Raw genomic sequence first — 25,572 nt, forward strand, 5'->3', positions numbered from 1 at the left:
TGTGATCGTCGTCGTAGGAGCGGGTCCCGCTGGGATGATGGCCGCCATCGCCGCATCGGGCCGTGAACCGGTGCTCTTATTGGATCGAAATGAGAAGGTAGGAAAGAAGCTGTTTATTACGGGGAAAGGCCGTTGCAATCTGTGCAACGACTGTGCGGATGCGCTATTTTTTGAGCGATTGCACAGAAACGCGTCTTTTATGTATTCGTCGTATTACGGCTTTTCTACATATGCGCTACAGAGTTTTTTTACCGAAAGAAAGGTGCCGCTTAAAGTGGAAAGGGGCGAACGCGTTTTTCCCGTATCCGACAAATCGTCGGATATCATTCGCTGTCTAGAGCGGGAAATAGAGAAGCGCTCGGTGGAAGTACGGCTCCACTGTGCCGTCACAGATATACAGCCCGACGGCCCAAAATTTATCGTTCAGACCGAGCAAGGCGCAATCTCTGCCGATAAAGTGATCCTCGCCACCGGCGGCATGACCTATCCCAAGACGGGGTCCAGAGGCGACGGCTACGAATTTGCAAAAAAGCTCGGCCACAGTGTGATCGCCCCGTTGCCGGGCCTGGTGGGCCTGCGAACCGAACATGCCGATCGCGAATCGCTCACGGGTTTGTCGCTAAAAAACGTGCGGCTTTATGCCGAGGCGGAGGGGCGTATATTTGAAGAATTCGGGGAAATGCTGTTTACCCATTACGGCATCAGCGGGCCGATTGTCCTAAGCCTCTCGTCCAAAATCAACCGGTTGCCTGGGGTGCGTCTGTATTTTGATCTGAAACCGTCGCTTTCCGAGCAGACTTTAGATGCGCGCATACTCCGAGAGATCGCGGGGGCACCGAATAAGGAGGCGGCGACGCTCCTTGCCACCATGCTGCCCAAGGCGCTGGTGGATCCGCTGCTTGCACATACCGGCATCGATCGCCACTTACCGTCGCATCAAATTACAAGAGAAATGCGCGCGCGGATCCTCCATTTCTTGAAGGCATATCCACTGGAATACCGCGGCCTATTCGATGCCGATACGGGGATCGTGACCACCGGGGGCGTAGAGGTACGGGAGGTCGATCCGTCGACAATGGAATCCAAACGCCACCGGGGATTGTATTTTGCCGGCGAGTTGTTGGATGTCGACGGCCCCACCGGCGGGTACAATCTACAGATCGCGTTTTCGACGGGCCATCTCGCGGGAACGAGCGCAGCACAGGAGGTATAAATGAAGATCAACATTGCCATAGACGGACCTTCGGGCGCGGGCAAAAGCGCCATCGCCAAGGCGCTGGCGGGGCGCCTGGGCTACGAATATATCGACACCGGATCGCTCTACCGCTCCATCGCCTATATCGCCGATCGGGCGCATACGACGGAGGATATCGAGGCACTGATCCAAGTCCTTGAGGAACACGAAATCGACTACCGCGCGGGAAGCGCGTACGTCGACGGACGCGCCGTCGGCGATGAGATTCGAACCGAGCGCATCTCATCGCTTACCTCCACGCTGTCGAAAGAGCCGGAAGTGCGCGCGTATCTGTTGGCGCTGCAGCGCCGTTTGGCGAATCGCGGCGGTACGGTTATGGAAGGCAGGGATATCGGAACGGTCGTGCTTCCGGATGCCGAACTCAAGTTCTTTTTGACGGCGACCGAAGAAGAACGCGCAAGACGCAGGTATCTGCAGCGCAAGGAATCGGGGGAATCGGTTTCTATGGAAAAAATTCGCGCGGACCTGCACAACAGAGATCTTCAAGATTCGGCGCGCGCCGTGGCGCCCTTGGTACAGGCGGAGGATGCGATTCTCGTCGATTCCACTTCGCTTTCGCCCGAAGAGGTCGTAGAGCGAATGGCGACCTATGCGGAGGATGCGGATGTTTTATAATTTCGTCAAATACGTCGTCGGCTTTTTTTTAAAGCTGATCTACCCCTATCGTGTAGAAAATTTTCCGAAACTGGAAGACGGAGCCTATATCGTCGTCGCGAACCATAAAAGCTATTTGGATCCCTTGATTCTATCGATCCTCTTTCCCCGGCAGATCCATTGGATGGCAAAGAGGGAACTGTTCGACAATCCGATTTTAAGGGCCATCTTAAACGGCGTCGGCGCAATTCCCGTCGACAGAGAAAACAACGACGCCAAGAGCGTCATGCGCGCCATGCGCATACTCAAAGAGGGAAATGTGCTGGGGATCTTTCCGGAGGGCACACGGGTAAAAGAGGCGAATTACGGCGCCGGAAAGAAAGGAACCGTGCTATTGGCTTCCCGCACCGGAACGGAAATCCTGCCGATCTATATCCGGGATGCGTACAAGCCCTTTCGCCGGCAGGTCTTTGTATTTCGCGATCCCGTGGTTTTCGAAAAAAAGAAATTGACCGACGAAGAATACGAACACATGGGACGTGCCTTGTTGCACACCATCTACGAAGGAGGAAGTTATATTGGAAATCTTGCTGAGTGAGTCTTACGGTTTTTGCGGCGGCGTAAAGCGCGCTGTAAATCTCGCCTTTGAGACCGCTCGGGAATACGAGAATGTAAAGATCTTGGGCGAGCTGGTTCACAATGCCGCCGTCAACGAAAAACTACGCGACGCAGGGGTCGAGGAGATCGACACCGAGCGCTTGCCCGAAAATGCGACGGTGATCACCAGAAGCCACGGCATCCCGAAGGAACTGAAAGCGCAGCTCGTCGAAAGGGGAAACGAAGTGGTCGATACGACCTGTCCCTTTGTGGCGCGGATCTACCGCATAGCGGAAGATATACAAGAGTCGTCGATTCCGGTGGTCTTGGTGGGCGATCCCAATCATCCCGAGATTCAGGGCATCGTAAGTTACGGCGAAGAGATCTATGTCGTTACAAAGCCGGAAGAGGTGGATGCGCTGCCCCTCGAGGGAAAAAGTAAGATCGCGCTGATTTCTCAGACGACAAACCCCCGAAAAAACGTAGATATGGTGGAAGATCGCCTAAAAGGTGTTTTCACAGGCGAGATTTTAAGGTATAATACCATATGTGAAGCCACAAACGACCGCCAAAAGGCGTGTCGGAATTTGGCTAAAAATGTGGATTGTATGCTCGTTATAGGTGGTAAGAATAGTGCGAATACGATAAAGCTTGCAAAAATTGCGGCCGAACATTGTAAAAATGTCTATCACATTCAAACCATAAATCAACTCGATCTACGTCCATTTAAAAAATTTAATAAAATTGGTATTACCGCCGGGGCATCCACTCCGGATTCGGTAATCAAGGAGGCTGTTAGTAGAATGGATAACTTTAGCAGGGATGAAATGAACAATGAAATGATGGAGGCCATCGAGAACTCCTTTACGCGCGTACGTCGCGGCGAGATCGTCGATGGAGAAGTCCTCTACGTAACCGACAACGAAGTCATGGTCAACATCGGTTACCGTGCGGACGGCATTATCTCCAGAGATGAATTGTCCAACGATCCCAATGTGAAACCCGAAGAGCTCTTCCAACAAGGAGACGAAATTCAGGTTTATGTTATGAAAATGGACGATGGAGACGGTAATGTAGTTTTGTCCTATAAGCGTGTGGAAAACATGAAGGTATGGGACGAAATGGAAGAAAAATTCGAAAACGGTGAGATCGTTACGGCGCACGTTACCAACGTCGTCAAGGGCGGACTCACCTGCGAAGTCGACGGACTGAACGGTTTTATTCCCGCATCTCACGCATCGGTTCGCTTCCAAAGAGATCTCAGCAAGTATGTAGATCAGGATTTGGAATGCGAAATCATCGATTTCGACAAGGGCAGAAGAAAATTCGTCCTTTCCCGTAAAAACGTCGAAGCAAAGGAAATCGAAGAAAAGCGCAAGGAAGTTTACAGCACTTTGGAAGAAGGCGAATTTATCGAAGGTACCGTCCAAAGACTGACCAACTTCGGCGCATTCGTCGACGTCGGCGGCGTAGACGGTTTGATTCACATCTCCGAACTTTCCTGGAACCGCGTCAAGCACCCCAGCGACGTGGTCAGCCCCGGAGAAAAGGTAAAGGTTTTGGTCCTCAAGATCGACGAAGAGAAAAACCGCATTGCCTTGGGTCTGAAACAAACCACCAAAAAGCCCTGGGATGAGTTTATCGAAACCGTAAGCGTCGGCGACGACGTGAAGGGTACCGTCGTCAACATTCTCGACTTTGGCGCGTTCGTTCGACTCGAATCCGGCGTAGACGGTTTGCTGCACGTGTCTCAAATCTCCAGACAACACGTGGAAAAACCCTCCGACGTCTTGGAAATCGGACAAGAAATCGAAGTCCGCGTTACCGACATCAACTACGACGACAAGAAGATCTCCCTGTCTATGAAGGCATTGCAACCGGGTGGCGAAGACGAACCCGCAGGCGGCCAAAGACCCAAAAGAGATCAAAAGCCCCGTCGCAAAGACCGTCCGCAAGCGGAAAGTAAACCGGAAGAAGAAAACTTCTCCATGGCCATTGGAGATCTTATCAACTTCGACGAACTGGAAGCCTCGGAAGATCATAGCGAAGAATAATCTGGAACTGAGTGCGCTTTCTGTAGAGAGCGCATTTTTTTATAGGTGAAACATGATTTCTGAAGCAATTACACTCGCCGTCGTAGGCGGATTGCTATTGGCTTGGCGGAATCGGACCTTCTTGTCGCCGCCGGGTTTTCGAAATCTCGCCGTAGCTGCGGCGGGGGCGCTGTTGTTTTTGCTTTCTCTGTACGTCTTGCCCGGGTGGGGAATCACTCGAGAGACCTTCGGGTTTTTGCACGCATTGAGCCTTTTTGTGATGGCGGCGGGCTTTTTCTGGGGCAAGCATATGGGCTATAAGATCGTCGGTACGGGATTTCTCTTAAACGGGCTGATCATCCTTTTAAACGGCCATATGCCCGTAGAGAGGACGGCACTGATCGCTGCGAACGACGAGCGCGCCTTGGGCCTTTTGGAGGCGAATAAGGTGCTTACCCACGCACTCGCGGACGGCGCTACGCGCCTTTCATTCTTAGACGACCGCATTCCGTTTGCATCGCCGATCACATCGCCGCGGGTGATCAGCATCGGCGACATCTGCATTGCGATCGGCCTGTTTATTCTCGTGTCCTCGGCCGTGACCTACATTTTCAGGAGGCAACATCGCCATGAAATGGATCGCTGAATCCTTTTCGATTTTACGAATTCAAGACATTATCGATATCGCCGTGGTGGCCATTATCGTCTATTGGCTCTTCAAGCTTCTCAGGGGCACGCGCGCGGAGCAGTTGAGTAAGGGGATTATCGTCCTCTTAATCCTCACAAAAGTAAGCGAAGTGCTCCAAATCTATACGATAAATTATCTGCTGAAAAATATGCTGACGCTGGGATTTCTGGGCCTGTTTATCGTATTCCAGCCGGAATTGCGCCGCGGATTGGAATTTATCGGAAGAAGCAGTTCTATCCGCAAGGGGTTTTTGTTCACAACCACTCGCGACCACTCATCGGTCGACGAGTTGGTGAGCGCCGTGGCTTCCCTTTCCAGGCAGAAGATCGGCGCGCTCTTGGTGATTGAACGGCAAACCGGGCTGAACGAAATCGTCGAGACCGGTACGCGCGTGTACGGAGAACTTACATCGGCGCTGTTGATCAATATTTTTATACCGAATACGCCGCTGCACGACGGAGCGGTGATTATTAAAGGGGATACCATCGTATCCGCCGCCTGTTTTTTGCCGCTTACCGAAGAAAAGGGGCTCAGCAAAGAACTGGGCACGCGGCACCGCGCCGCCATCGGCATCAGCGAAAAAAGCGACGCCTTCGCCATCGTCGTCAGCGAAGAGACGGGGTCGGTCTCGGTGGCCGAACACGGCACTTTGAGTCGGCATTTGGATATCGCCAATCTAGAGCAGCAGCTGAACAGTATCTATTATCCGAGCAAAACGGAAGTTGAGGAGTAGATATGCGCGAAAAATATCTGAATTTCATTACGAAATACCGAGATACGCTGACCAAAGTTCTCTCTGTCGTCATCGCGATATTATTGTGGTACTACGTCATTACCGAGGTAGATCCCAAGATCACCAAGGATTTTTCCGGCGTAGAGGTAGAGCTGCGCAATCAGTCGATTATGCGAGATGCCGGGCTGGAACTGTTGAAGGACGAAAAGTTTACCGTAGACGTACAGGTGATCGGCAACCGTAGTGCCATCGTCGACCTGCAGGAAGGGGATATCTCCGCCTATGTGGATTTGGGCGAAGTGGCGCCGGGTTCCCAACGCCTGCCCATTCATTTGCGCATCGCCGACGATACGGTCTCGGTAGAAAAGTCCAGTCCCAAGGCGATCAGCATCGCGGCCGACGAGATCATCTCGAAGGTGATGCCTGTCGAAATTACATCCACCGGCAAGCCCAAAGACGGCTATGTGCTGGAAAACATCACCGCCGGGCAAGAAGAGGTCAAGGTGAAGGGACCCAAGACCTATCTCGATAAGGTGCGGTTTATTCGCGGGTACGTGCCCTTAAACGGAGCCACCGAGTCGGTGCTCGCATCGGTGGATTTGGTCGCATTGGACCAAAACCGGAACCCCATACGGGGCCTGGAATTTGAACCCAAGAGCATTAGTTCCCAGGCGATCATTACCAAGGCGGTCACCGTGCCCATCGAAGTGCAGTACACCAATGCGGATGCGGAGGGATTTTCCGAAGAGCGGGCGATTCTTACGCCGCAGAACGTCACCATTTCCGGAGACGGCAATGTCATCGACAATGTCGGTTCAGTTCTTACCGAACCGGTCGATGTCAAAGAGCTGATGAATGTATACACCATGCCCGTAAATCTCCGGCTCCCCGAGGGGGTTCGCTTGGTAAATCCCGACGAAACCACCTTGCTGCGCTATATGAAAAAGGAGAGTGCGACCAAGTCGCTGGATATCTCGACGAAAGACATCGCCGGCGAGAAGGATTCCGGTATATCGCCCGCCGACTTCCGCATTCCCGAGACGATCAAGGTGGAAATCTACGGCGAGAAGAACTTGCTAGAAGCCATCCGCGACGAAGACATTCTTCTTACCGTCGGTGAAAACGGCCGCATTCGCGCCGAAGTTCCCAAAGACGTCGAAGTGATTAAGCTGACGCCGAAGCATGTACCTGCCGCCACTTGATCGGCGGGTTGGAGTTTGCTAGAATAAAGTTCTATCGTTGAGGAACGAAACTAACGCGAGGAGGATATTGATGAAATTTTTTGGAGAAGGCCTTACCTTCGACGACGTTCTGTTGATGCCCGGTTATTCCGAAGTATTGCCCAATGAGGTGGACCTCGGAACCCAGATCACGGAAAAAATTCACCTGAACATTCCGATTATGAGTGCGGGAATGGACACGGTTACCGAATCCCAAATGGCGATCGCCATGGCGCGAGAAGGCGGAATAGGGATTATTCATAAAAATATGTCCAAGGAAGCCCAGGCGAAGGAAGTCGATCGCGTAAAGCGTAGCGAACACGGCGTCATCACCGATCCCTTCTCCCTCTCCAAAGACCACCCCGTCAAAGATGCGACGGATCTGATGCGCCATTACCGCATCAGCGGCGTGCCCATCGTCACAAAAGACGGCATTTTGGAAGGGATCATTACCAATCGGGACATTCGGTTTGAAGACGATTTGGGGCAAAAGATCGCCGATGTCATGACGAGTGAAAATCTCATCACCGGTCGCGAGGGCATCACTATGGACGAAGCCCTGCAAGTTATGAAAAAATACAAAATCGAAAAATTGCCCTTAATCGACGACGATCACTATCTCAAGGGTCTGATCACGATTAAGGACATCGAAAAGGCGATCCAATATCCCAATTCCGCGAGGGACGAAGGCGGGCGTCTTTTGGTCGGGGCCGCCATCGGCGTTACCCAAGACGTCTACGAGCGGGTAGAAATCCTTCGCGCCGCCGGTGCGGACCTGTTCGTCATCGACACGGCGCATGGCCAATCCAAGGGCGTATTGGAAACCATTCGAAATATTAAAAAATCTTTCCCCGACCTCCAACTCGTCGCGGGCAATGTCGCCACCTATCGCGGAACTATCGATTTGATCGACGCCGGTGCGGATTGCGTAAAGGTGGGCATCGGGCCGGGATCGATCTGTACCACCCGCGTGGTAACCGGGATCGGCGTGCCTCAAGTTACGGCGATCTTAAACTGCTCCGAAGCGGGTCGCGAGCGCAATATCCCCATTATCGGCGACGGCGGGATCAAATTCTCGGGCGATGTCACCAAAGCCATTGCCGCCGGCTCCGATGTGGTTATGATGGGCTCTCTTTTTGCAGGCACCGAAGAAAGTCCCGGCGAAGAGATCTATGTCGAAGGTCGTCGCTATAAGACCTATCGCGGTATGGGATCCCTCGGCGCCATGAGCAGCGGATCCAGCGACCGCTATTTCCAATCCGAGACCAAAAAATATGTGCCGGAAGGCGTAGAGGGCCGCGTTCCCTATAAGGGAAAAGTCGGCGAAGTCGTCTATCAACTGATCGGCGGCCTAAAATCCGGTATGGGATATGTGGGCGCAAAGAATATTCAGGAATTGAAGGACAATTCTCAATTTATCAAGATTACCCCGGCGACCTTGCAGGAAAATCATCCCCACAATATCACCATCACCCGCGAAAGCCCCAACTATATCAGCAGCCAATATTAAGCAGAAGTCCGACTTCGGTCGGATTTCTTTTTTTGCCGCGGCGACATTCTTTATCGTATTGACTTGTAAATACGAGATTGATACCATGTTAAAGAGAAAAAAGGAGGACAAAATGAGAGTTTCCATCGTAATGGGCAGTTATAGTGACAAGGAAGTGGCATTCGACGTGATCGAATTGCTGAAGGAATTCGAAATCGAATACGATGTCGTGGTCTACAGCGCACACAGAACGCCGCACGAAGTGGTAAATTATGTAAAAGACGCGGAAGAAAAGGGCGCGGAAGTGTTTATTTCCATCGCCGGAAAGGCCGCGCACCTGGGCGGCGTAATCGCATCGCATACCACCAAGCCGGTGATCGGGGTGCCGGTCAAGACCTCCATCGGCGGCGGCATCGATTCCCTCTTGTCTACCGTGCAAATGCCTTCGGGCGTGCCCGTGGCTTCGGTTGCGATCCAAGGGGGCAAGAATGCCGGCATTTTGGCTGCACAAATTCTTTCGGTGGGCGATCCCGCTATGACCGAACGATTGCTCCGCTACAAAGAAAAGCTACATGCGGACGTCGACGAAATGAACCGCAAATTAAAGGAGGACCTGCGTGGATAAAATGAAATCCGACGTAGAGATTGCAAAAGAAGCGCATCTTCGAAGAATCGAAGAAGTTGCCGATCGCCTCGGCATGACCGGGGACGATATCAAGCCATACGGCCGGTATATGGCCAAAATCGAGCGCGCGTATCTTCGGAAATTGAAGGACCGTAAAAAGGGAAAATTGATCCTCGTGACGGCGATCAACCCGACGCCGGCGGGGGAAGGGAAGACGACGACGAATATCGGTCTTTCTATGGCCCTCGAAAAGCTGGGAAAATCCGCGATTTGTACGCTGAGAGAGCCGAGCCTCGGACCGGTTTTCGGTATTAAGGGCGGCGCCGCCGGCGGCGGATATGCGCAGGTGCTCCCCATGGAAGACATCAATCTCCATTTTACCGGGGATTTTCACGCCATCACGAGCGCCAACAATCTGATCAGCGCGGCCATCGACAACCACATCCATCAGGGAAATGCCCTGGGGATCGATCCGAAAAATATCACATTTAAGCGGGTACTCGATATGAACGACCGGGCACTGCGCCAAGTGATCGTCGCCATGGGACCGAAGAAAAACGGCGTGATGCGCGAAGACGGCTTCGACATCACCGTCGCATCGGAAATTATGGCGATCCTATGCCTCTCTCGCGATTTGAAGGACTTCGAAGAGCGCGTGGGCCGCATGATCGTCGCCTATAGCTTCGACGATCGACCGGTCTATGTAAAGGATCTGGAGGTAGAGGGAGCGGTCACCATGTTGATGAAAGACGCCCTCCTTCCCAACCTGGTGCAGACCATCGAAAATACGCCGGCGATCATCCACGGCGGTCCCTTTGCCAATATCGCACACGGTTGCAACTCTATTATCGCCACCGACACCGCCCTTCGCCTCGCGGAATACACGGTGACAGAATCGGGATTCGGGGCGGATTTGGGTGCCGAAAAATTCTTGGATATCGCGGCCCCCATGGGCGAATTCGACCCCGACTGCGTGGTCTTGGTCGCCACCGTTCGCGCGCTGAAATACAATGGCGATGTCCCCGCGAAGGATTTAGGGACAGAAAACCTCGATGCGCTGCGAAGGGGATTTCCCAATCTCAAGAGACATATCGACAATATGAAGAAGTTCGGCATTCCGGTCATCGTCGCCGTAAATCGATTCCCGACGGATACGGAGGCGGAAATCGCTTTATTGCGTGAAAGCATAGAAGAATTGGGTATAGAAGTATCACTGTCGGAAGTATTTGAAAACGGCTCGGCCGGTGCTATGGATCTGGCAGAAAAAGTTGTGGCGCTATGCGACGCGCCTTCGGCGTACACGCCGTTATACGATCGATTCGGCTCTATCGAAAGCAAAATCGAGACGATTTCGAAGGAAATCTACGGAGCCGCAGAGGTCGTATATTCGCAGGAAGCGCGGAAAATGATCGAACGGATCGAGGCGCTGGGCAGAAAAGACTTGCCCATCTGCATGGCAAAGACGCCGGCGTCGTTTACCGACGACCCCGCCCAATTGGGCGCGCCGAAAGGGTTTACGATTCATATTCGCGAGATTCGCATTTCCAACGGGGCCGATTTTATCGTCGCCTTGACCGGCGCGGTTATGACCATGCCGGGTCTGCCCAAGGTACCTGCAGCGAATCACATGCATATCGACGGTGAGGGGAATATCACCGGTCTGTCATAAGGAGGTTGTATGCGTTATTCTTCAAAAATCGAAGACAAAAATATGGACGAATTGTTTGAAGCCATTTTAGCCCTGAAAAATAAAGAGGAGTGCTATCGTTTCTTCGAGGATATTTGTACGGTAAAAGAACTCAAAGCCATTTCTCAACGGCTTGAAGTGGTCAAGCTATTGGTCCAAGACCATACCTACCAAAAAATCGAGCAAGAGACCGGCGCATCTACCGCCACCATCAGCCGCATCAACCGCGCCCTACATTACGGTGCGGACGGATATAATTTGATCCTAAAGCGTTTGGGCTACCTAAACGACAAGAAAAAAGGCGAATCGGAAGACAAATAGTCCGATTGCTTGCCAATATCCAAATAAAAAGACCCTCGTCGCCGAACTTACTTCGGTAGCGGGGGTCTTTGTATGCTGGAAACGGTTTATGCATCGGATGCAGGCATTCGAAGCGCTTCTACGGATTTTTTGTTCGGCGTAACCCGCACCGAAGAAAAGTCCGTATACAGCACCAATCCCGGTTGATTCGACGGATGCCGGCGGATATGGGCGCGGCGCGTATAATCCACCTCTACATTGGCGGAATGGCGACTGCGGCTATAATAGGCGGCGAGCAGCGCACATTCGGCGATTGCCTCGGGGGATGGGTTCTCTCCCGGATCCCTTAGAATCACGTGGCTGCCCGGGCCCGATTTGACGTGGAACCATAAATCGCTTTTGGCGGCGAATTTAAGCGTAAGCTCCTGATTTTGTCGATTGTTTCGGCCCACATAGACATCTTTTCCGTCGCTGGTGCGAAAGCGCAGGTAGCCGGGCTGTTTGGCGGCCTTTTTCTTCTTGTCGCGGTGGCCCTTGTACTTCTTCTTCAAAAAGTCTTCGCGGAACTCCTCCTGAATGCCGTCGACTTCTTCTACATTTTCCGCATCTTCTAAGTTGTAAAGCATAGAATCCAGATAGCGAATGGTGCTGCGATTTCTTTCGATTCGCGCGGTCAATGCCGCCTCGGCGTGTTTTAATTTGGCATAACGCTTATAGTAGCGGGCGGCATTTTGGATAGCGTCTTTGGTCGGGTCCAGAGGAATGCGAAGGGGCGCCATATTGTCGTAAAAGTTTTCCAGTTCGACTTCCTGCAGCCCCCGTTCCACTTGCCAGGCATTAGATGAGAGCACGTCGGCATAGACCTTATACTTTTTCCGGTCTTTGGCGTCTCGAAGCTCGAATTCCATCTTTTCCTGCTTGTGGAGCGCCCGTTCCAAATGATTCTTGATCTGTCGGTTTAGATTCTGACTTTTTTGTCGCACGCGGTCTTCTTCGACGCGATCGGTAAACGTCGTATCCAAAAGTTCCGAGGGGCTTTCGTAGAAGGTCTTTCTCTCTTCGGGATACTGGGTAAGGTTTACGACACTGTACGCGAGGACCTTAGTGCCGTCGGAGACGCTTTGGGGACTAAAATCTTTTGATTTGACTTCGGATACGACGCTGAAAAATGCACGTTTGAATGCATCGGGGTCTACATTTTTTACGGGCACCTTTTCGGAAGTCCCCGCGCGATAGCAGATTTCTCTTGCGATTAAGGGCGAGATGCCGAGATAGTTGCGGATCAAGAAGTTTTTGGCAGACATCGCCTCTTCTCGCGCCCATTTTTCGGCAAAACCCATCGCATCTTCTGTGAGGGGATTGTCCCTGTCGATAATATTTTCGAGGGAATAGGGTTCTCCGGGCAGAACTTGTCGCACCCGGCTGATATGGATGCCGATGCGTTTTATGGCATCGATCACATCACCATTTTCATTCAATAGAATGATATTGGAGTGGCGGCCCATCATCTCGATCATAAGAGTTTTTTCTACCGGATCGAAGAGTTCGTCGATGCCGCGGACCTTGATAGCCAATATACGGTCCATCTCGATTTGTGTAATCGATAGGATGGTCGAAGATTCCAAATGCTTGCGCAGAAGCATACAAAAAGCAGGCGGCGTTTGGGGATTTTTGAATTTCTTTTTTGTGATGTAGGCACAAGGATTGTTGGCCGCTGCGGAAAGCAACAAGCTCCCGCGGTCTTTTCCCGCCCGCAAATTAAAAAGCAATACGTCTTTCTCGGGTTGGTATATTTTATCGATCTTGCCGCCGGAAAATCGCGTATTTAATTCTTCGGAAACGGCTGCGGTCATAATACCGTCATAACTCAAACTGCATAACCTCCTTCGAGGAGCGATTGTCGCCTCCCCGTTCTTTTATGTATAATACCATAGAGGAGGCTTTTATGAACAGTATGACGGGCTTCGGAACGGCGGAGGTACATGGCGATCGCGGTTCCGTTCGGGTTTCTATAAAATCCGTAAACCACAAGGGTTTGGACATTCGAATTCGGGGGCTGGGGGAGATCCCCGAGGCGGAAGCCGATATGAAAAACATCCTTCGGCGCCATATCAAGCGCGGCCATGTGGAAGTGCAATACCGCTGTGAGAGAGTAGCCGGCGATGCATTGACATTCGACGAAGGGGCGTTTGAAGCCTATCGAAATCTCTTGCACAAGACCGGTGCCACGAAAGAAGGGGACGATGTCGACGTGTACTGGATCCTCGATAAGCCCGGCGTCGTACAGACGGAATTCGACGCGTCCGATACGTTTTTAGAAAAAGAATTCGAGGAAGCGGCGGCGCTGGCGATCGCGGATCTGGTTTCGATGCGGCGAGCGGAAGGGGCGAATGTCTTTCGCGAAATAAAGGCCGATCTCGGAAGGCTAAAGGGCATCGTCGAGGAGATGGAGCGCGAGTCCGAAGCGGAAAAAGAGATTCGCCGGGTGGCGTTCGAAGAGCGCGTGCGGGCGTTTATGCGCGAATTCGAGGCCGATCCCGCGCGTTTTTCTACGGAACTTGCGCTCTTGTACGATAAGATGTCTGTCGAAGAAGAAATCACACGTCTATACTCTCATATCGATCAGTTTGATGATATAATGAATGGTAACGGTCCGGTGGGAAGAAAGCTGGACTTTCTTCTTCAGGAGATGCACAGAGAGGCGAACACGATCAGTTCCAAGTCCAAAAGCGTGGCCGTCCTCCACGACATCGTCGAAGTCAAATCTTTGATCGAAGATATGAGAGAACAGATCGCCAATATAGAGTAGAGGAAAAAGGCTGGTGTTACGTGTCTAAAGGTTTTTTATTGGTTTTATCGGGCCCTTCCGGAAGCGGAAAGGGAACGGTTAGCGAAGCGCTGATGAAACAAAATGACGAAGTCAAGTTTTCGACCTCGGTTACGACGAGAAAGCCGAGGCCTTCGGAAGTCGACGGAGAGAACTATTTTTTTAAGACCACCGAAGAATTTGAACAGATGGTGGAAAACGACGAATTGTTGGAATACGCCCATGTGCATACCAACTATTACGGAACGCCGAAGGAATTCGTGTTTGATGAAATCGAAAAAGGCGAGATCGTGCTCTTAGAAATCGACGTACAAGGCGCTTTGCAGATCAAGAAAAAATACCACGAAGCCGTATTTATTTTCCTGCTGCCGCCGACCATGGATGAATTAAAACAGCGCATTATCGGACGCGGCACCGAAAGCGAACAGGACATAGAGACGAGATTTGCCAACGCATTTAAGGAACTGGATTTCGTCGGCGAATACGACTTTTTCGTCGTCAACGACGAGGTGGACAGGGCCGTTTCGGATATCGAAAATATTATCGCGGCCGAGAAGCTGCGGGTAAAACGGTATGAAAATATTAAAGAAGATATGGTAGAGAGGAGGGCGATACGATGAATATTCTATCTTTTGGAGAGATTTCCAAGATTACGACCAGTCGATACGCTTTGGCGAGTTTGGTCTCCAAGCGCGCCAGAGAAATCGTCGCGGGAGAGGACGCTTTGATCGATACGGAACTGGAAAACCCCGTATCCATCGCCATGCAGGAAGTGGCGGAAGGCGCCGTCGATTTTACGACGAAGGAACGATACGAAGAAATTCTCGAAGAAAAGCGGATTCGCCGCGAGGCGCTCGAAGCAGAAAAAAGTGAAGAGGAGGAGGAACTTGCTGCAGAATAAACGCATTCTCCTCGGCGTGTGCGGGGGGATCAGTGCGTATAAGTCGGTAGATTTGGCAAGCCGTCTTAAAAAAGCGGGCGCGGAGGTTCAGGTCGTTATGACCGAAGCCGCGACACATTTTGTGACCCCGCTGACCTTTCAAACTATGAGCAACAATGTGGTCCATGTGGAGATGTTCAATCAGCTTTCCAATATGAATGTGGAACATATCTCTTTGGCGAAATGGGCCGATTGCATCGTTATCGCACCGGCCACTGCCAACACCATGGCGAAGCTCGCATACGGGATCGCGGACAATATGCTGAGTACCGTAGCGCTTGCGGCCCGCTCTCCGATTCTGTTGGCCCCCGCGATGAATACGGGTATGCTGCGTGCAGAAGCGACGCAGAAGTCGCTTGCCATTTTAAGTGCGCGAAGCGGCGTAGAAATCCTGCCCACCGGATCGGGCCTGTTGGCCTGTCAAGACGTGGGAGAGGGAAAGATGGCAGAGCCGAAAGAGATCCTCAGCTATATTGACCGCGCCCTTACAAAAAAAACATTACAGGACGTAGAGATCACCATCACGGCGGGTCCGACTTTAGAGAGGATCGACCCGGTGCGCTTCGTCTCCAACCACAGTTCCGGAAAGATGGGCTACGCCCTGGCGAAGGCGGCGGCCGACCGCGGTGCAAAGGTCCATTTGATCAGCGGACCGTCGCGGCTTGAGGCGCCTGTGGGCGTCGACTTTATCCCGGTCGAATCCACCGAAGAAATGTTTCGCGCCGTCGAGTCGCTATTTTCGCGCACGCGCGTGTTGATCAAAGCCGCGGCTCCATCGGATTTTAAGCCGGCGCACTATACCGAAGAGAAGATCAAAAAGCGGGAGAGCGGAGAAATGGCCATCGCCTTACGTCCCAATCCTGACATCGCCAAGCATTTCGGCGCCATTAAAGGCGATCGGGTGATCGTGGGATTCGCCGCGGAAAGCCACAATATGCGCACCTACGCCGAAAAGAAATTGAAGGAAAAGAATTTCAACTTTATCGTCGCCAATAACATCACCGAAAAGGATGCCGGTTTCCGCGCTGATACGAATCGGGTAGAAATATTTTTCTCCGACGGAAAGGCCGAATCGCTTCCGATTATGGACAAGAGCGCGTTGGCAGAGATTATACTGAATAAAGTGGAACAGGAACTGGAAAGCTAGAGGGATCTAGCTTTTTTGCATTGTTTGGAGTGTTTGGCTCGTATGATTGTGCATGTGTATATAGAAAAATCGCTGCCCCAAATCGATCAGCTGTATAGCTATCGCTGGGAACAGGGCGGAAGCGATCCGATCGGTAAACGCGTGGTGGTGCCATTTGGACGGGGGAATCGACGCGAGGTGGCGGTGGTTCTGACGGCTGAAGAAGGGACGGGGGAAGATTTAAAGGCGGTGATTTCCGTGCCGGATCACCGGTCGATTCTCTCCCGTCACGCCATAGAGTTGGGGCGTCGCATGCGGGAAGTATTTTTGACTTCTTATGTGCAGTCTTTTCAGCCCCTCTTGCCGAAATACGTGAGCGGCACCATAAAAGAGGCTCTGTATCTCGCCGAGGAAGACGAGGCGCTCGCGTCCCTTTTCGGGGAAAAAGACGCGATATTCCTAGAGGATTTAAACGAAAAGGAGACGGCGGCAATCGATGCCGGTATTCGCCGGGGGACGGTAAAACCCCGATTTGTCTCCACCGGTGCCGTTCAAAAAAGAAAGCGGCGCGTATTCGCGGCGGTGCGCACAGAAGCAGGCGATCTGCCGGAAAAACAGCGCTGTGTCTACGAACTCTTACTGGCCGAAGGGCCCCTTAGTAAAAAGGTGGTCCGCGAAAAGACGGGATTTTCCGACAGTCCCCTTACGTCATTGCAAGAAAAGGGATTGGTGAAAGAGGAGAATGCTCCGCTGCCTCTCCCCGAAGAAGGACCGGTGCTCCGCGAAGAGCAGGCCCGGGCGATCGACGCCATTCGATCGGCGCACGGCCAAAACCATCTATTGTTCGGCGAGACGGGAAGCGGTAAGACCGAGGTGTATATGCGCCTCTGTCAGGAGGCGATAAAGGACGGCAAAGACGCGATCGTCATCGTGCCGGAAATCGGACTCGCCACCCAGACGGTACACCGATTTCGGGCGCGCTTTCCGGGAAAGGTGGAGGTGCTCCACTCGGGCTTAAGCGCCGGAGAGAAGGCGGCGGCTTGGCTGCGCATCCGCGAGCGTCCGGGTACCATCGTCGTGGGCGCGCGTTCGGCAATCTTTGCGCCGACAAACCATCTTTCGTATATTTGTATCGACGAAGAACAGGAAGAGAGCTACGACTATCAAGAGGGGCTCCGGTACGACGTGCGGGAAGTGGCGGAGATTCGCGCCCGCATCGACCATGCTAAGGTGATCTACGGCTCCGCCACCCCTTCGGTGAAGACCTATGCGCGAAAGGACAAAGACCTTACCGTGCATCGCTTGGTACAGACGGCCACCGGTTCGACGGCGCGGGCGCCGATTCGCGTGGTGGATATGCGGGAAGAATTGATGCGCGGCAATGTGGAGATCCTCTCCGGCGAAATGATGGTGGGCATTGCGGATGCCCTTCAGCGCAAAAAACAGGCGATTCTTTTTATCAACCGCCGAGGGTATAGCCATTTTGTAAGTTGCAGGAGCTGCGGTTACGTATTGGAATGCGACGCTTGCGACATTGCCATGGTCTATCACAAAAATACCGATCGGCTGCACTGTCATTACTGTGGCCTGACCAAAATCTTACCCAAGACCTGCCCGGAATGCGGCAGCCCCTACCTTAAACAATTCGGGATCGGCACGGAGCACGTATCGGAGTGGATACGCAAAAAATTTCCGAAGGCGCGCGTTTTGCGCATGGACAAGGACACAATGGCGCAAAAGGGAAACTACGCCGCGGTCTACAAGAAGATGCAAGACAAGGAAGTCGATATCCTGGTGGGTACGCAGATGCTCGCCAAGGGATTCGACTTTCCCGACGTGGTCTTTGTCGGCGTCGTAGCGGCGGATCTCTCTTTGTATATTTCCGATTATCGGGCGCAGGAAAAGACCTTTCAGCTCTTGACGCAGGTGTCGGGCCGTGCCGGGAGGGGACAGGCGGCGGGAAAAGTCGTCATACAGACCTATAATCCGGACAATTACAGCATCGTCTTTTCGAAAGATCGGGCGTACGAGCGCTTCTTCCACCGGGAGATGCAAGCGCGCAAACAGTACGGCTATCCGCCCTATGTCCATTTGCTCCGCATCCATATACGCGGCAAAGGAGATCTGCGGCCGTATGGCGAGAATTGGAAGCGGACCCTCGAGGCGATCGGACGCCACAACCATTTGGATGCGATCGTATTGGATCCGGTGGAGCAGCCGCGGATCAAAAATCGCGAACACTTTACCGTTACGGCAAAGATCTATCCCGAGGACTACCGGGTCTATATGCAGGCTTTAAAACGGGTATTAAATCATTATTATAGAAATATAGCAGAGAAAAATATCGCCGTCGGCATATCCATAGACGGCTGAAAAATACAGAAAGGAAATCTATGGCGAAATTACAAATTCGAACGGACGGAGATCCCATCCTTCGCAAAAAATCCCGCGCTGTCGAGCAATTTGACGATGCGCTCCACACATTGATCGAAGATATGTACGAGACCATGTATGCCACCGAAGGGGTAGGACTGGCCGCAGTACAGATCGGAAAATTAAAGCGCCTACTTGTGATCGACGATTACGAAGGCCATAAGCTGGTCTTAATCAATCCCGAAATCGTCGAAAAATCGGGCGCGGAATCGGGCATCGAAGCCTGTCTGAGCGTTCCCGAACGAGCGGGCGAGGTAGAGCGGGCGACCCATATCGTCGTTTCCTATAAAGACGCCCGGGGCGAAGCGCGCACCCTCGAGGCGGACGCCTTTCTTGCGCGGATCGTGCAACACGAGATGGACCATCTGGAGGGCATCTTGTTTACCGATCGCGCCGAAGAAATGTACGTACTGGAGCCCAAGGAAGAGAAGAAAGCCGAGGCGAAGTAATGCGCAGTGTATTCTTCGGGACGCCGGAGTTTTCCGTGCCGGCGCTTCGCGCCTTACATGCGGTTTCCGATGTTGTGATGGTCGTGACCCGAGAAGACAAACAGACCGGCCGCGGTAAAAAAGTGCGTCCTACGCCCGTCAAGGTAGAAGCGGGAAAATTGGGGATACCGGTATTCCAGCCGAAAAACAGTAACGACGAGGCGGCATTGGACGTATTACGAAGACAAGATGCCGATCTCTTCGTCGTGGTGGCGTACGGACAGATTCTACACGCGGAACTTTTGGAGATTCCCAAAAAATATACCGTGAATATTCACAGTTCCTTGCTCCCCCGATTCCGCGGCGCGGCACCGATGCAGTGGGCGATCCTCGAAGGGGACGCCGAGACGGGCGTCAGCCTGATGCAGATCGAGGAGGGATTGGATTCCGGGCCTGTTTGGGAGATGCGAAAGACCCCCGTCGACGGGAAGGACTTCGGCGACATTCACGACGAACTGGCGTCGCTCGGTGCCGAACTGTTGACGGATTTCGTCGAGGCAGTTCGTAAGGGGCCGGTAACGTTTTGCGAGCAGGAACACGAAAAGGCGACCTATGCCGAAAAAATCGACGATTGCGTGACACAGATCGACGTGTATTGGGAGAGCGCCGAGGAGATCGAGCGCAAGGTGCGGGCATTTTCTCCGATGCCCGGTGCATATCTCGAATTTCGCGGCGAGCGGATTAAGATATTTGCCGCAGAAGTGCAGAGTGAGAATCTGGCCCCGGGTATCTTTAGGGCGGGCAAAAAGTTTCTGCGTCTGGGAACGCGCGAAGGGTCTCTACTCGTAAAGGAAATTCAGCGTCCGGGTAAAAAACGCATGGACATCGTGTCGTTTCTCGCCGGTGTCTCTTTGCCCGAGGAGGGGGAAATCTGATGATGGGACTTTACTATTGGGACATGAAGTATTGGCTATATATCCTGCCGGGCCTTTTGCTCGCCATGTATGCCCAGGGAAAGATTCGCGAAAATTTCGAACACTATTCCAAGGTCTACAATCGCCACCAATTGACGGGGCGTAGCCTTGCGGAGCGCATTCTGAAAAAATATGGCATGTACGATGTGAAAATCGAGCGGATCCGCGGAAATCTCACCGACCACTACGATCCGTCCGCCATGACCCTGCGGCTCAGCGAAGGCGTATACGATTCGACTTCGATCGCCGCTTTGGGGATCGCCGCCCACGAAGTGGGACATGCCATCCAGCACGAAGAATCCTATGGTCCGCTCCGCTTTCGAAACGCATTGGTGCCCTTGGCGGGATTGGGTTCCAATCTGTCGTACTTTTTGATATTTATCGGCCTGATGTTTTACGGGCCCCTTCTAAGACTTGGGATCGCACTTTTTGCGATTACGGTGCTCTTTCAGCTGCTCACCTTGCCGGTGGAATACGACGCGAGCCATCGCGCCAAAGTCCTCTTGCGAGACGGCGTGCTGGATGCGTCGGAGATGGTCGGCGTCGAAAAGATCCTATCCGCCGCGGCGCTCACCTATGTCGCGAGCCTACTCACGGCGGCGGGCACCTTGCTGCGCCTACTTTCTTTGGGAAGGAGAAATGACTGATGGCGGGCCCAAGATTGCGGGCGGCCTTTGCACTGGAAAAGATCTACGACGGCATCTACATCAAAGATGCGTTGCAATTCGACGGCCTTTCGCCAAAGGACGCCAGATTGATGGAGCAGATTGTATACGGCTGTGTACGACACCGTAGCTATCTCGATTCTATCGTCAATCGTTATGTGCGAAATCACAAGCGCCTCGAGACCATGATCCGCTATATTCTGCAGATCGGCCTCTATCAAATTCGCTTTCTGGACCGCGTGCCGGCCCATGCCGCCGTCGACGAAGCGGTGCGATCGGCGAAAAAAATCGCCAATGTCGGCGCCGCCGGTTTGGTAAACGGCGTGCTACGCGCGATTTTACGAGAAAAAGAGAAGGCATTTCGCATCGTAGAGAAGGATCCCGTGCGTCGCCTTTCGATTCAATATAGTTTTCCCGAGGAATGGGTGCGCCATTTTCAGCCGATCCTAAAAGAAGAGACGGAAGCATTTTTCCGCGCGCTTTCCAAGCCGGCGCCGCTTACCGTGCGCCCGGTGGGAATCGACCGAGATACACTGGCCCATATGCTGGAAGCGGTGGGATATTCTTCCAAGCCGTCTCCGGCATCGGATATCGCCCTCGATATCGCCGATCCCTGGGGACTTTTTTCCGGCGACGCTTTTCGAAGCGGCGCCTTCTATGTGCAAGATGCGGCATCGATGCACGTGGTGGAGCTGTTTACGCCCGATCGCGACGCCCGCGCATTGGATCTCTGTGCCGCCCCCGGCGGAAAGAGCTTTCAAATGGCGGAAATCTTCGCTTCGGTAGACGCATTTGACGTATCGCCTGCGCGTCTTGCGATTATGAATGAAAATATAGAGCGCCTACAGATTCAAAATGTGCACACACAAGTCAATAACGCCTTAAAACCCGTGAGGGATACAAGCTACGACCGCATTCTTTTGGACGCGCCCTGTTCCGGATTCGGCCTGATTCGTCGAAAACCCGAGATCAAGTGGCGCGTTCGCACGGAAGATCTTAAAGATTTGGCAAGGGTACAGCGAAAAATGCTTGAAAATGCCTATGGCGCACTTTCTCGCGGCGGCGAACTCGTGTATAGTACTTGCACGGTTACCTTAGAAGAAAATGAAGGGGTGCTGCAATCCTTCTTATCGGATCATCCCGAGTGTACGCTCAAGGGCGGCGGAGAGCGATTCTGGCCCCATAAGCGGCATACGGACGGTTTTTCGATGGCCTGTATCGTCAGAAAGGAATGAATATGCACTGGACAGAGATGTATCCCGAAGAGTTAAAAGAATGTATGGCGGAAGCGGGAGAGAAACCCTTTCGCGGGGTGCAGCTCTTTGAAGGGCACCACGGAAAGCGAAAAGCGCTTGAAGAGATGAGTAATATCCCCGATCGCCTGGCAAAGAAATTGGGCGATGCGCCCTATGCGGTGCGCATCGTGAAGCGATTGGCTTCCAAACTCGATGAGACGAAGAAGTATTTGTATCGACTGCACGACGGCGAGATCGTAGAGGGGGTGTTGATGCGCTATCATCACGGCTATAGCCTCTGCGTATCCTCTCAAGTCGGCTGCAAGATGGGTTGTCGCTTTTGTGTTTCCACCCGCGGCGGCCTGATCCGCAATCTACGGCCCTATGAAATGCTCGATCAGGTGTATGCGGTAGAAGCGCGGGAGGGAATTTCGATTTCCAATGTTATTCTGATGGGAAGCGGCGAACCCCTCGACAATTACGATCACGTCCTCCGATTTTTGCGCCTTCTGCACGATCCGAAGGGGAAGAATATGAGTTATCGCAATATGACCATATCCACCTCCGGCGTCGTGGAGGGAATCGATCGATTGGCCGAAGAAGATATTCCCGTCAATCTCGCCGTGAGTTTGCACGAGACCGATCAATCGGCGCGGAAAAAGATTATGCCGATCGCCGCGCGGTACCCCCTGGAAGAACTGATGCGCGCACTGCGTCGGTACGCCGATCGAACGGGGCAGCGTATCACCTTTGAATATACATTGATTCGGGGAAAAAATGACGGCGAACGCAATATTCGCGAGATGCAGTCGCTCCTTCGGGGCCTGCCGGCACATATCAATTTGATTCCTTTGAATCCCACGGACCATTATGACGAAAGTCGACCGGCGCGCGAGGAGATCCTCCGGTTTCAAAGGGAGTTGTCGCAAAAAGGCTTATCGTGTACAATACGAAGAGAATTAGGCAGTGATATTCAGGCGAGTTGCGGACAACTGAAAGCCGGATGCGAGGCCGAAGAGACAAGGTGATTATATGAATATATCTGCGTATACCGATATCGGTGGCAGAGAGAATAACGAAGACAGCTATTATATCGATCCCCGGCACCGTTTCGCCATTTTGGCAGACGGGATGGGCGGACATGCCGCCGGAGAGACGGCGAGTTCCATCGCGGTAAGCACGCTCCGCAAGATGCTGTCGGTACCCATCGAGAACGAAAAACAGCTGACCGACCTCCTAAACCGCGGGGTGCAGGAGGCGAATCGAGAGATTTTTCGTCAGTCGGAGGAGAATTTCAAACTGCGGGGCATGGGAACGACCTTAAGTCTGGTCTACATCCTGGGCAAGAAGCTGTATTATGTCAATGTCGGCGATTCCCGCATTTACGGCTATCGGGAGGCGTTGTTTCAAATCTCAAAGGACGACAGTTTCGTCAACTATCTTTTGGAAATGGGCGACATTTCCGAAGAAGAAGCGCGCGTCCACCCGAAGAAAAACGTATTGACCAAGGCATTGGGAACGGCGAAGGGGATCAACTTCGAGATTCGAACCCTGCCCCTGGATATGTCCTATATCATTCTGTGCTCCGACGGCCTGTCGGATGTTGCGGATATCGAAGAGATCGAGAAGACCCTGTTGGCAGATAAGAAAGACGTGGCAAAGAGACTCGTACGATTGGCATTGGACGCCGGCGGCAAGGACAATATTACCGTGATCGTCTTTGATAAGAGTAGGTGAGGATATGCGAGGAATGATTTTAGCGGATCGGTACGAATGTCTCGACAAGATCGGCAGCGGAGGCATGGGCGATGTCTATAAAGCCCACGATCGACGGCTGGACCGTATCGTCGCTATAAAAGTTTTAAAAAGTGAATACAACGAGGACGACAATTTTATCCGCAAGTTCAGAAGGGAATCTTTGGCGGCCGCGAGTATCTCGCATCCCAATATCGTAAGCATTTACGACGTCGGAATGGAGACCATCGACGGCGACGACGTGTATTATATCGTCATGGAATATATCGACGGCAAGACCCTAAAAGAACTGGTGCGGGAAGAAGGAATGCTTCCGCAGAACCAGGCGCTGAATTACCTGATCCAGATCGCCGAAGCGCTAAAAATCGCCCATAGCAAAAACATCATCCACCGGGACATCAAGTCCCAAAACATTATGGTGACCCGGGACAATCGGGTAAAAGTCACGGATTTCGGCATCGCGCGCATGGCGGGCAATGCCACAGTAACCGTAACCAATGCGGTGATGGGAAGCGTCCACTATTTTTCCCCCGAACAGGCACGGGGCCAAAAGGTCGATGCCCGAAGCGACATTTATTCCATGGGGATCGTCCTCTTTGAGATGTTGACGGGCGATGTGCCTTTCGATTCCGAAAATCCCATCACCGTCGCATTGATGCATGTGCAGAACAAGATCCCCCTTCCCTCGGAGCGCAACCCCCGCGTCAGTGCGGAGGTCGATCAGGTATTCGCCCATATGACCGAGAAGAAGCCTTCCGACCGATACGACAATGTCGGTTTGATCATAGAAGATGTAAAGGCAATCCTTTTGGGCAAGGTGTACGGCAGCTCTCGTCCCGTAGAACCGACGCGGACCACCGTAGTGATTCCTCCCGAGCGGCAGAAAGCGCCGGGAAATACGGCGCCGATCCAAGCCGCAGAAAACGAAGAGCAAAACGCTGCGAAAAAGCCGAAAAAGAAGCAGTCCAATCCCGTCGCCATGGTGGCGGGTGTATTGCTCGCCCTCTTATTGCTGTTTGGCGTGGCATTTGGCGGCAGTAAGATCAAAGACATTCTGACGACCAATCAGGAAATGAGTGCGGTCGAAATGGTGGATTTGATCGGAAAAGACGTATCCGAAGCGAAGGACTTCGCGGCTTCAAACGATTTGGATTTGGGCATCGAAGAAAAAGAATCCGACGAGGGATTAAAACCCGGTACGATTCTCGCGCAATCGGTAGAGGCCGGTCAAGTTCTCAAAAAAGGCGACCGTTTCTCGGTAACCATCGCCAAGGACATCGAAAAAATCGTCGTGCCCGATTTAGAGAATATGACCATTTCCGAGGCACAATCCGCCCTCAGGAATTTGGGGCTCAAGCTTGTCGTCGACAAGACCGAGTACAATGACCAGGTTCCCTCGGAGCGAATTATTCGCCAAAAACCCGACGCCGAAACGGAAATCGAAAAGAACGCCTCCGTACACGTGGTGATCAGCAAGGGACAGGATGCGAAAATGACCGTCGTTCCCAATCTGAAAGGCGTCACCTTGGATAAGGCGAAGGCGCTGCTTGCGGAACAGGGTTTGAAGCTCGGCAATGTGGAAGAGCGCGAAGACATTACCGTCGGACCCGGCGAGGTCGTATGGCAGCAATACAACAGCGGCAATCAAATTCCCGCCGGTTCCCGCGTGGATATTATCTTAAGCAAACGACCCGAACCCGAGGAGCCGGAAGAAGAGCCGACAGAAGACGACAATTCCGGCGAAAACACCGGCGTAACGGAAAAGACGCTTTCGGCGCAGGTGCCCGCAGACGGAAACACCCACAAAATCGAAGTGATCATTCACTCGAAGGGCACAGACCGCGTCATTCAGAAGGAAGAAGTAATGGGAGGCTCGTCGATCTCGTATCCGGTAAAGGGCGCGACCGGCGATCGGGCCTCGATCCGCATCGACGGTTCTACCGTGCAGACGGTTAACTTTTAGTGACT

Annotated in this window: 24 protein-coding genes; 23 read left to right on the forward strand and 1 reads right to left on the reverse strand. The window is 52.7% G+C overall.

Annotation, left to right across the window (positions count from 1 at the left end; genetic code table 11):
- Position 1: 1 nt before the first annotated feature.
- The 11 genes from QO008_RS01015 to QO008_RS01065 all read left to right on the forward strand — a co-directional run bounded on the left by QO008_RS01015 (position 2) and on the right by QO008_RS01065 (position 11,242).
- Positions 2 to 1,213 carry a BaiN/RdsA family NAD(P)/FAD-dependent oxidoreductase gene (locus tag QO008_RS01015; protein ID WP_307383521.1) on the forward strand — a complete coding sequence of 404 codons (1,212 nt, stop codon included), beginning with the start codon at positions 2 to 4 and terminating at the stop codon, positions 1,211 to 1,213.
- The gene (gene cmk, locus QO008_RS01020) at positions 1,214 to 1,870 is read left to right on the forward strand and encodes a (d)CMP kinase (protein ID WP_307383523.1); all 657 of its coding nucleotides are present in this window, start codon (positions 1,214 to 1,216) and stop codon (positions 1,868 to 1,870) included.
- A complete protein-coding gene (locus QO008_RS01025; RefSeq protein ID WP_307383527.1) occupies positions 1,860 to 2,447 on the forward strand; it encodes a lysophospholipid acyltransferase family protein in 588 nt (195 codons plus the stop codon). Before cmk ends, QO008_RS01025 begins: the two co-directional genes overlap by 11 nt.
- Entirely contained in the window at positions 2,428 to 4,500 is a 2,073-nt protein-coding gene (locus QO008_RS01030; protein WP_126465358.1) for a bifunctional 4-hydroxy-3-methylbut-2-enyl diphosphate reductase/30S ribosomal protein S1, read from the forward strand. The genes QO008_RS01025 and QO008_RS01030 overlap by 20 nt, the downstream gene beginning before the upstream one ends.
- A gap of 52 nt (positions 4,501 to 4,552) precedes the next feature.
- Positions 4,553 to 5,125, forward strand: a complete 573-nt coding sequence (locus QO008_RS01035) for a DUF5317 family protein (protein ID WP_126465359.1) — start codon at positions 4,553 to 4,555, stop codon at positions 5,123 to 5,125.
- Positions 5,109 to 5,900, forward strand: coding sequence for a diadenylate cyclase CdaA (cdaA, locus tag QO008_RS01040; RefSeq protein ID WP_126465360.1), 792 nt, complete (start codon positions 5,109 to 5,111; stop codon positions 5,898 to 5,900). The genes QO008_RS01035 and cdaA overlap by 17 nt, the downstream gene beginning before the upstream one ends.
- A gap of 2 nt (positions 5,901 to 5,902) precedes the next feature.
- Positions 5,903 to 7,102: a CdaR family protein gene (locus tag QO008_RS01045; RefSeq protein ID WP_307383532.1), complete on the forward strand. Its 1,200-nt coding sequence runs from the start codon at positions 5,903 to 5,905 to the stop codon at positions 7,100 to 7,102.
- Between the two features lie 70 nt (positions 7,103 to 7,172).
- The gene (gene guaB, locus QO008_RS01050; protein WP_307383534.1) at positions 7,173 to 8,630 is read left to right on the forward strand and encodes an IMP dehydrogenase; all 1,458 of its coding nucleotides are present in this window, start codon (positions 7,173 to 7,175) and stop codon (positions 8,628 to 8,630) included.
- 85 nt (positions 8,631 to 8,715) lie between these two features.
- Positions 8,716 to 9,234, forward strand: coding sequence for a 5-(carboxyamino)imidazole ribonucleotide mutase (gene purE, locus QO008_RS01055; protein WP_269471184.1), 519 nt, complete (start codon positions 8,716 to 8,718; stop codon positions 9,232 to 9,234).
- A gap of 1 nt (position 9,235) precedes the next feature.
- Complete coding sequence (locus QO008_RS01060; protein ID WP_307383756.1) at positions 9,236 to 10,903, forward strand: formate--tetrahydrofolate ligase; 1,668 nt, start codon at positions 9,236 to 9,238, stop codon at positions 10,901 to 10,903.
- A gap of 9 nt (positions 10,904 to 10,912) precedes the next feature.
- The gene (locus QO008_RS01065) at positions 10,913 to 11,242 is read left to right on the forward strand and encodes a YerC/YecD family TrpR-related protein (protein ID WP_126465364.1); all 330 of its coding nucleotides are present in this window, start codon (positions 10,913 to 10,915) and stop codon (positions 11,240 to 11,242) included.
- Positions 11,243 to 11,328: 86 nt separating this feature from the next.
- Here QO008_RS01065 and QO008_RS01070 read toward each other — a convergent pair whose 3' ends face one another.
- Positions 11,329 to 13,092 carry an Rqc2 family fibronectin-binding protein gene (locus QO008_RS01070; RefSeq protein WP_307383539.1) on the reverse strand — a complete coding sequence of 588 codons (1,764 nt, stop codon included), beginning with the start codon at positions 13,090 to 13,092 and terminating at the stop codon, positions 11,329 to 11,331.
- A gap of 74 nt (positions 13,093 to 13,166) precedes the next feature.
- Between QO008_RS01070 and QO008_RS01075 the strand changes: the two genes are divergently transcribed.
- From QO008_RS01075 to pknB, 12 genes are read left to right on the forward strand one after another with little or no spacing between them, the layout of a single operon-like run.
- Positions 13,167 to 14,030, forward strand: a complete 864-nt coding sequence (locus QO008_RS01075; protein ID WP_164715210.1) for a YicC/YloC family endoribonuclease — start codon at positions 13,167 to 13,169, stop codon at positions 14,028 to 14,030.
- A gap of 20 nt (positions 14,031 to 14,050) precedes the next feature.
- Positions 14,051 to 14,668, forward strand: coding sequence for a guanylate kinase (gmk, locus tag QO008_RS01080; RefSeq protein WP_126465367.1), 618 nt, complete (start codon positions 14,051 to 14,053; stop codon positions 14,666 to 14,668).
- Positions 14,665 to 14,949, forward strand: coding sequence for a DNA-directed RNA polymerase subunit omega (gene rpoZ / locus QO008_RS01085; protein ID WP_126465368.1), 285 nt, complete (start codon positions 14,665 to 14,667; stop codon positions 14,947 to 14,949). Before gmk ends, rpoZ begins: the two co-directional genes overlap by 4 nt.
- The gene (gene coaBC / locus QO008_RS01090) at positions 14,936 to 16,135 is read left to right on the forward strand and encodes a bifunctional phosphopantothenoylcysteine decarboxylase/phosphopantothenate--cysteine ligase CoaBC (RefSeq protein ID WP_307383544.1); all 1,200 of its coding nucleotides are present in this window, start codon (positions 14,936 to 14,938) and stop codon (positions 16,133 to 16,135) included. The genes rpoZ and coaBC overlap by 14 nt, the downstream gene beginning before the upstream one ends.
- 42 nt (positions 16,136 to 16,177) lie before the next feature.
- A complete protein-coding gene (gene priA / locus QO008_RS01095; protein WP_307383546.1) occupies positions 16,178 to 18,487 on the forward strand; it encodes a replication restart helicase PriA in 2,310 nt (769 codons plus the stop codon).
- 20 nt (positions 18,488 to 18,507) lie between these two features.
- Positions 18,508 to 18,996, forward strand: a complete 489-nt coding sequence (def, locus tag QO008_RS01100) for a peptide deformylase (protein ID WP_307383548.1) — start codon at positions 18,508 to 18,510, stop codon at positions 18,994 to 18,996.
- A complete protein-coding gene (gene fmt / locus QO008_RS01105) occupies positions 18,996 to 19,910 on the forward strand; it encodes a methionyl-tRNA formyltransferase (RefSeq protein ID WP_307383551.1) in 915 nt (304 codons plus the stop codon). Before def ends, fmt begins: the two co-directional genes overlap by 1 nt.
- Positions 19,910 to 20,596, forward strand: coding sequence for a zinc metallopeptidase (locus tag QO008_RS01110; RefSeq protein ID WP_307383553.1), 687 nt, complete (start codon positions 19,910 to 19,912; stop codon positions 20,594 to 20,596). Before fmt ends, QO008_RS01110 begins: the two co-directional genes overlap by 1 nt.
- Positions 20,596 to 21,849 (forward strand): 16S rRNA (cytosine(967)-C(5))-methyltransferase RsmB, encoded by a 1,254-nt coding sequence (gene rsmB, locus QO008_RS01115; RefSeq protein WP_126465374.1) that lies wholly within the window; start codon positions 20,596 to 20,598, stop codon positions 21,847 to 21,849. The genes QO008_RS01110 and rsmB overlap by 1 nt, the downstream gene beginning before the upstream one ends.
- A gap of 2 nt (positions 21,850 to 21,851) precedes the next feature.
- A complete protein-coding gene (gene rlmN, locus QO008_RS01120; protein WP_126465375.1) occupies positions 21,852 to 22,877 on the forward strand; it encodes a 23S rRNA (adenine(2503)-C(2))-methyltransferase RlmN in 1,026 nt (341 codons plus the stop codon).
- 4 nt (positions 22,878 to 22,881) lie between these two features.
- Positions 22,882 to 23,586, forward strand: a complete 705-nt coding sequence (locus tag QO008_RS01125) for a Stp1/IreP family PP2C-type Ser/Thr phosphatase (RefSeq protein WP_307383557.1) — start codon at positions 22,882 to 22,884, stop codon at positions 23,584 to 23,586.
- A 13-nt stretch (positions 23,587 to 23,599) separates the two neighbouring features.
- The gene (gene pknB, locus QO008_RS01130; RefSeq protein ID WP_164715211.1) at positions 23,600 to 25,567 is read left to right on the forward strand and encodes a Stk1 family PASTA domain-containing Ser/Thr kinase; all 1,968 of its coding nucleotides are present in this window, start codon (positions 23,600 to 23,602) and stop codon (positions 25,565 to 25,567) included.
- The last annotated feature ends 5 nt before the right edge of the window (positions 25,568 to 25,572 follow it).

The organism is Aedoeadaptatus ivorii (genome assembly GCF_030815095.1).
Classification (GTDB): Bacteria; Bacillota; Clostridia; order Tissierellales; family Peptoniphilaceae; genus Aedoeadaptatus; species Aedoeadaptatus ivorii.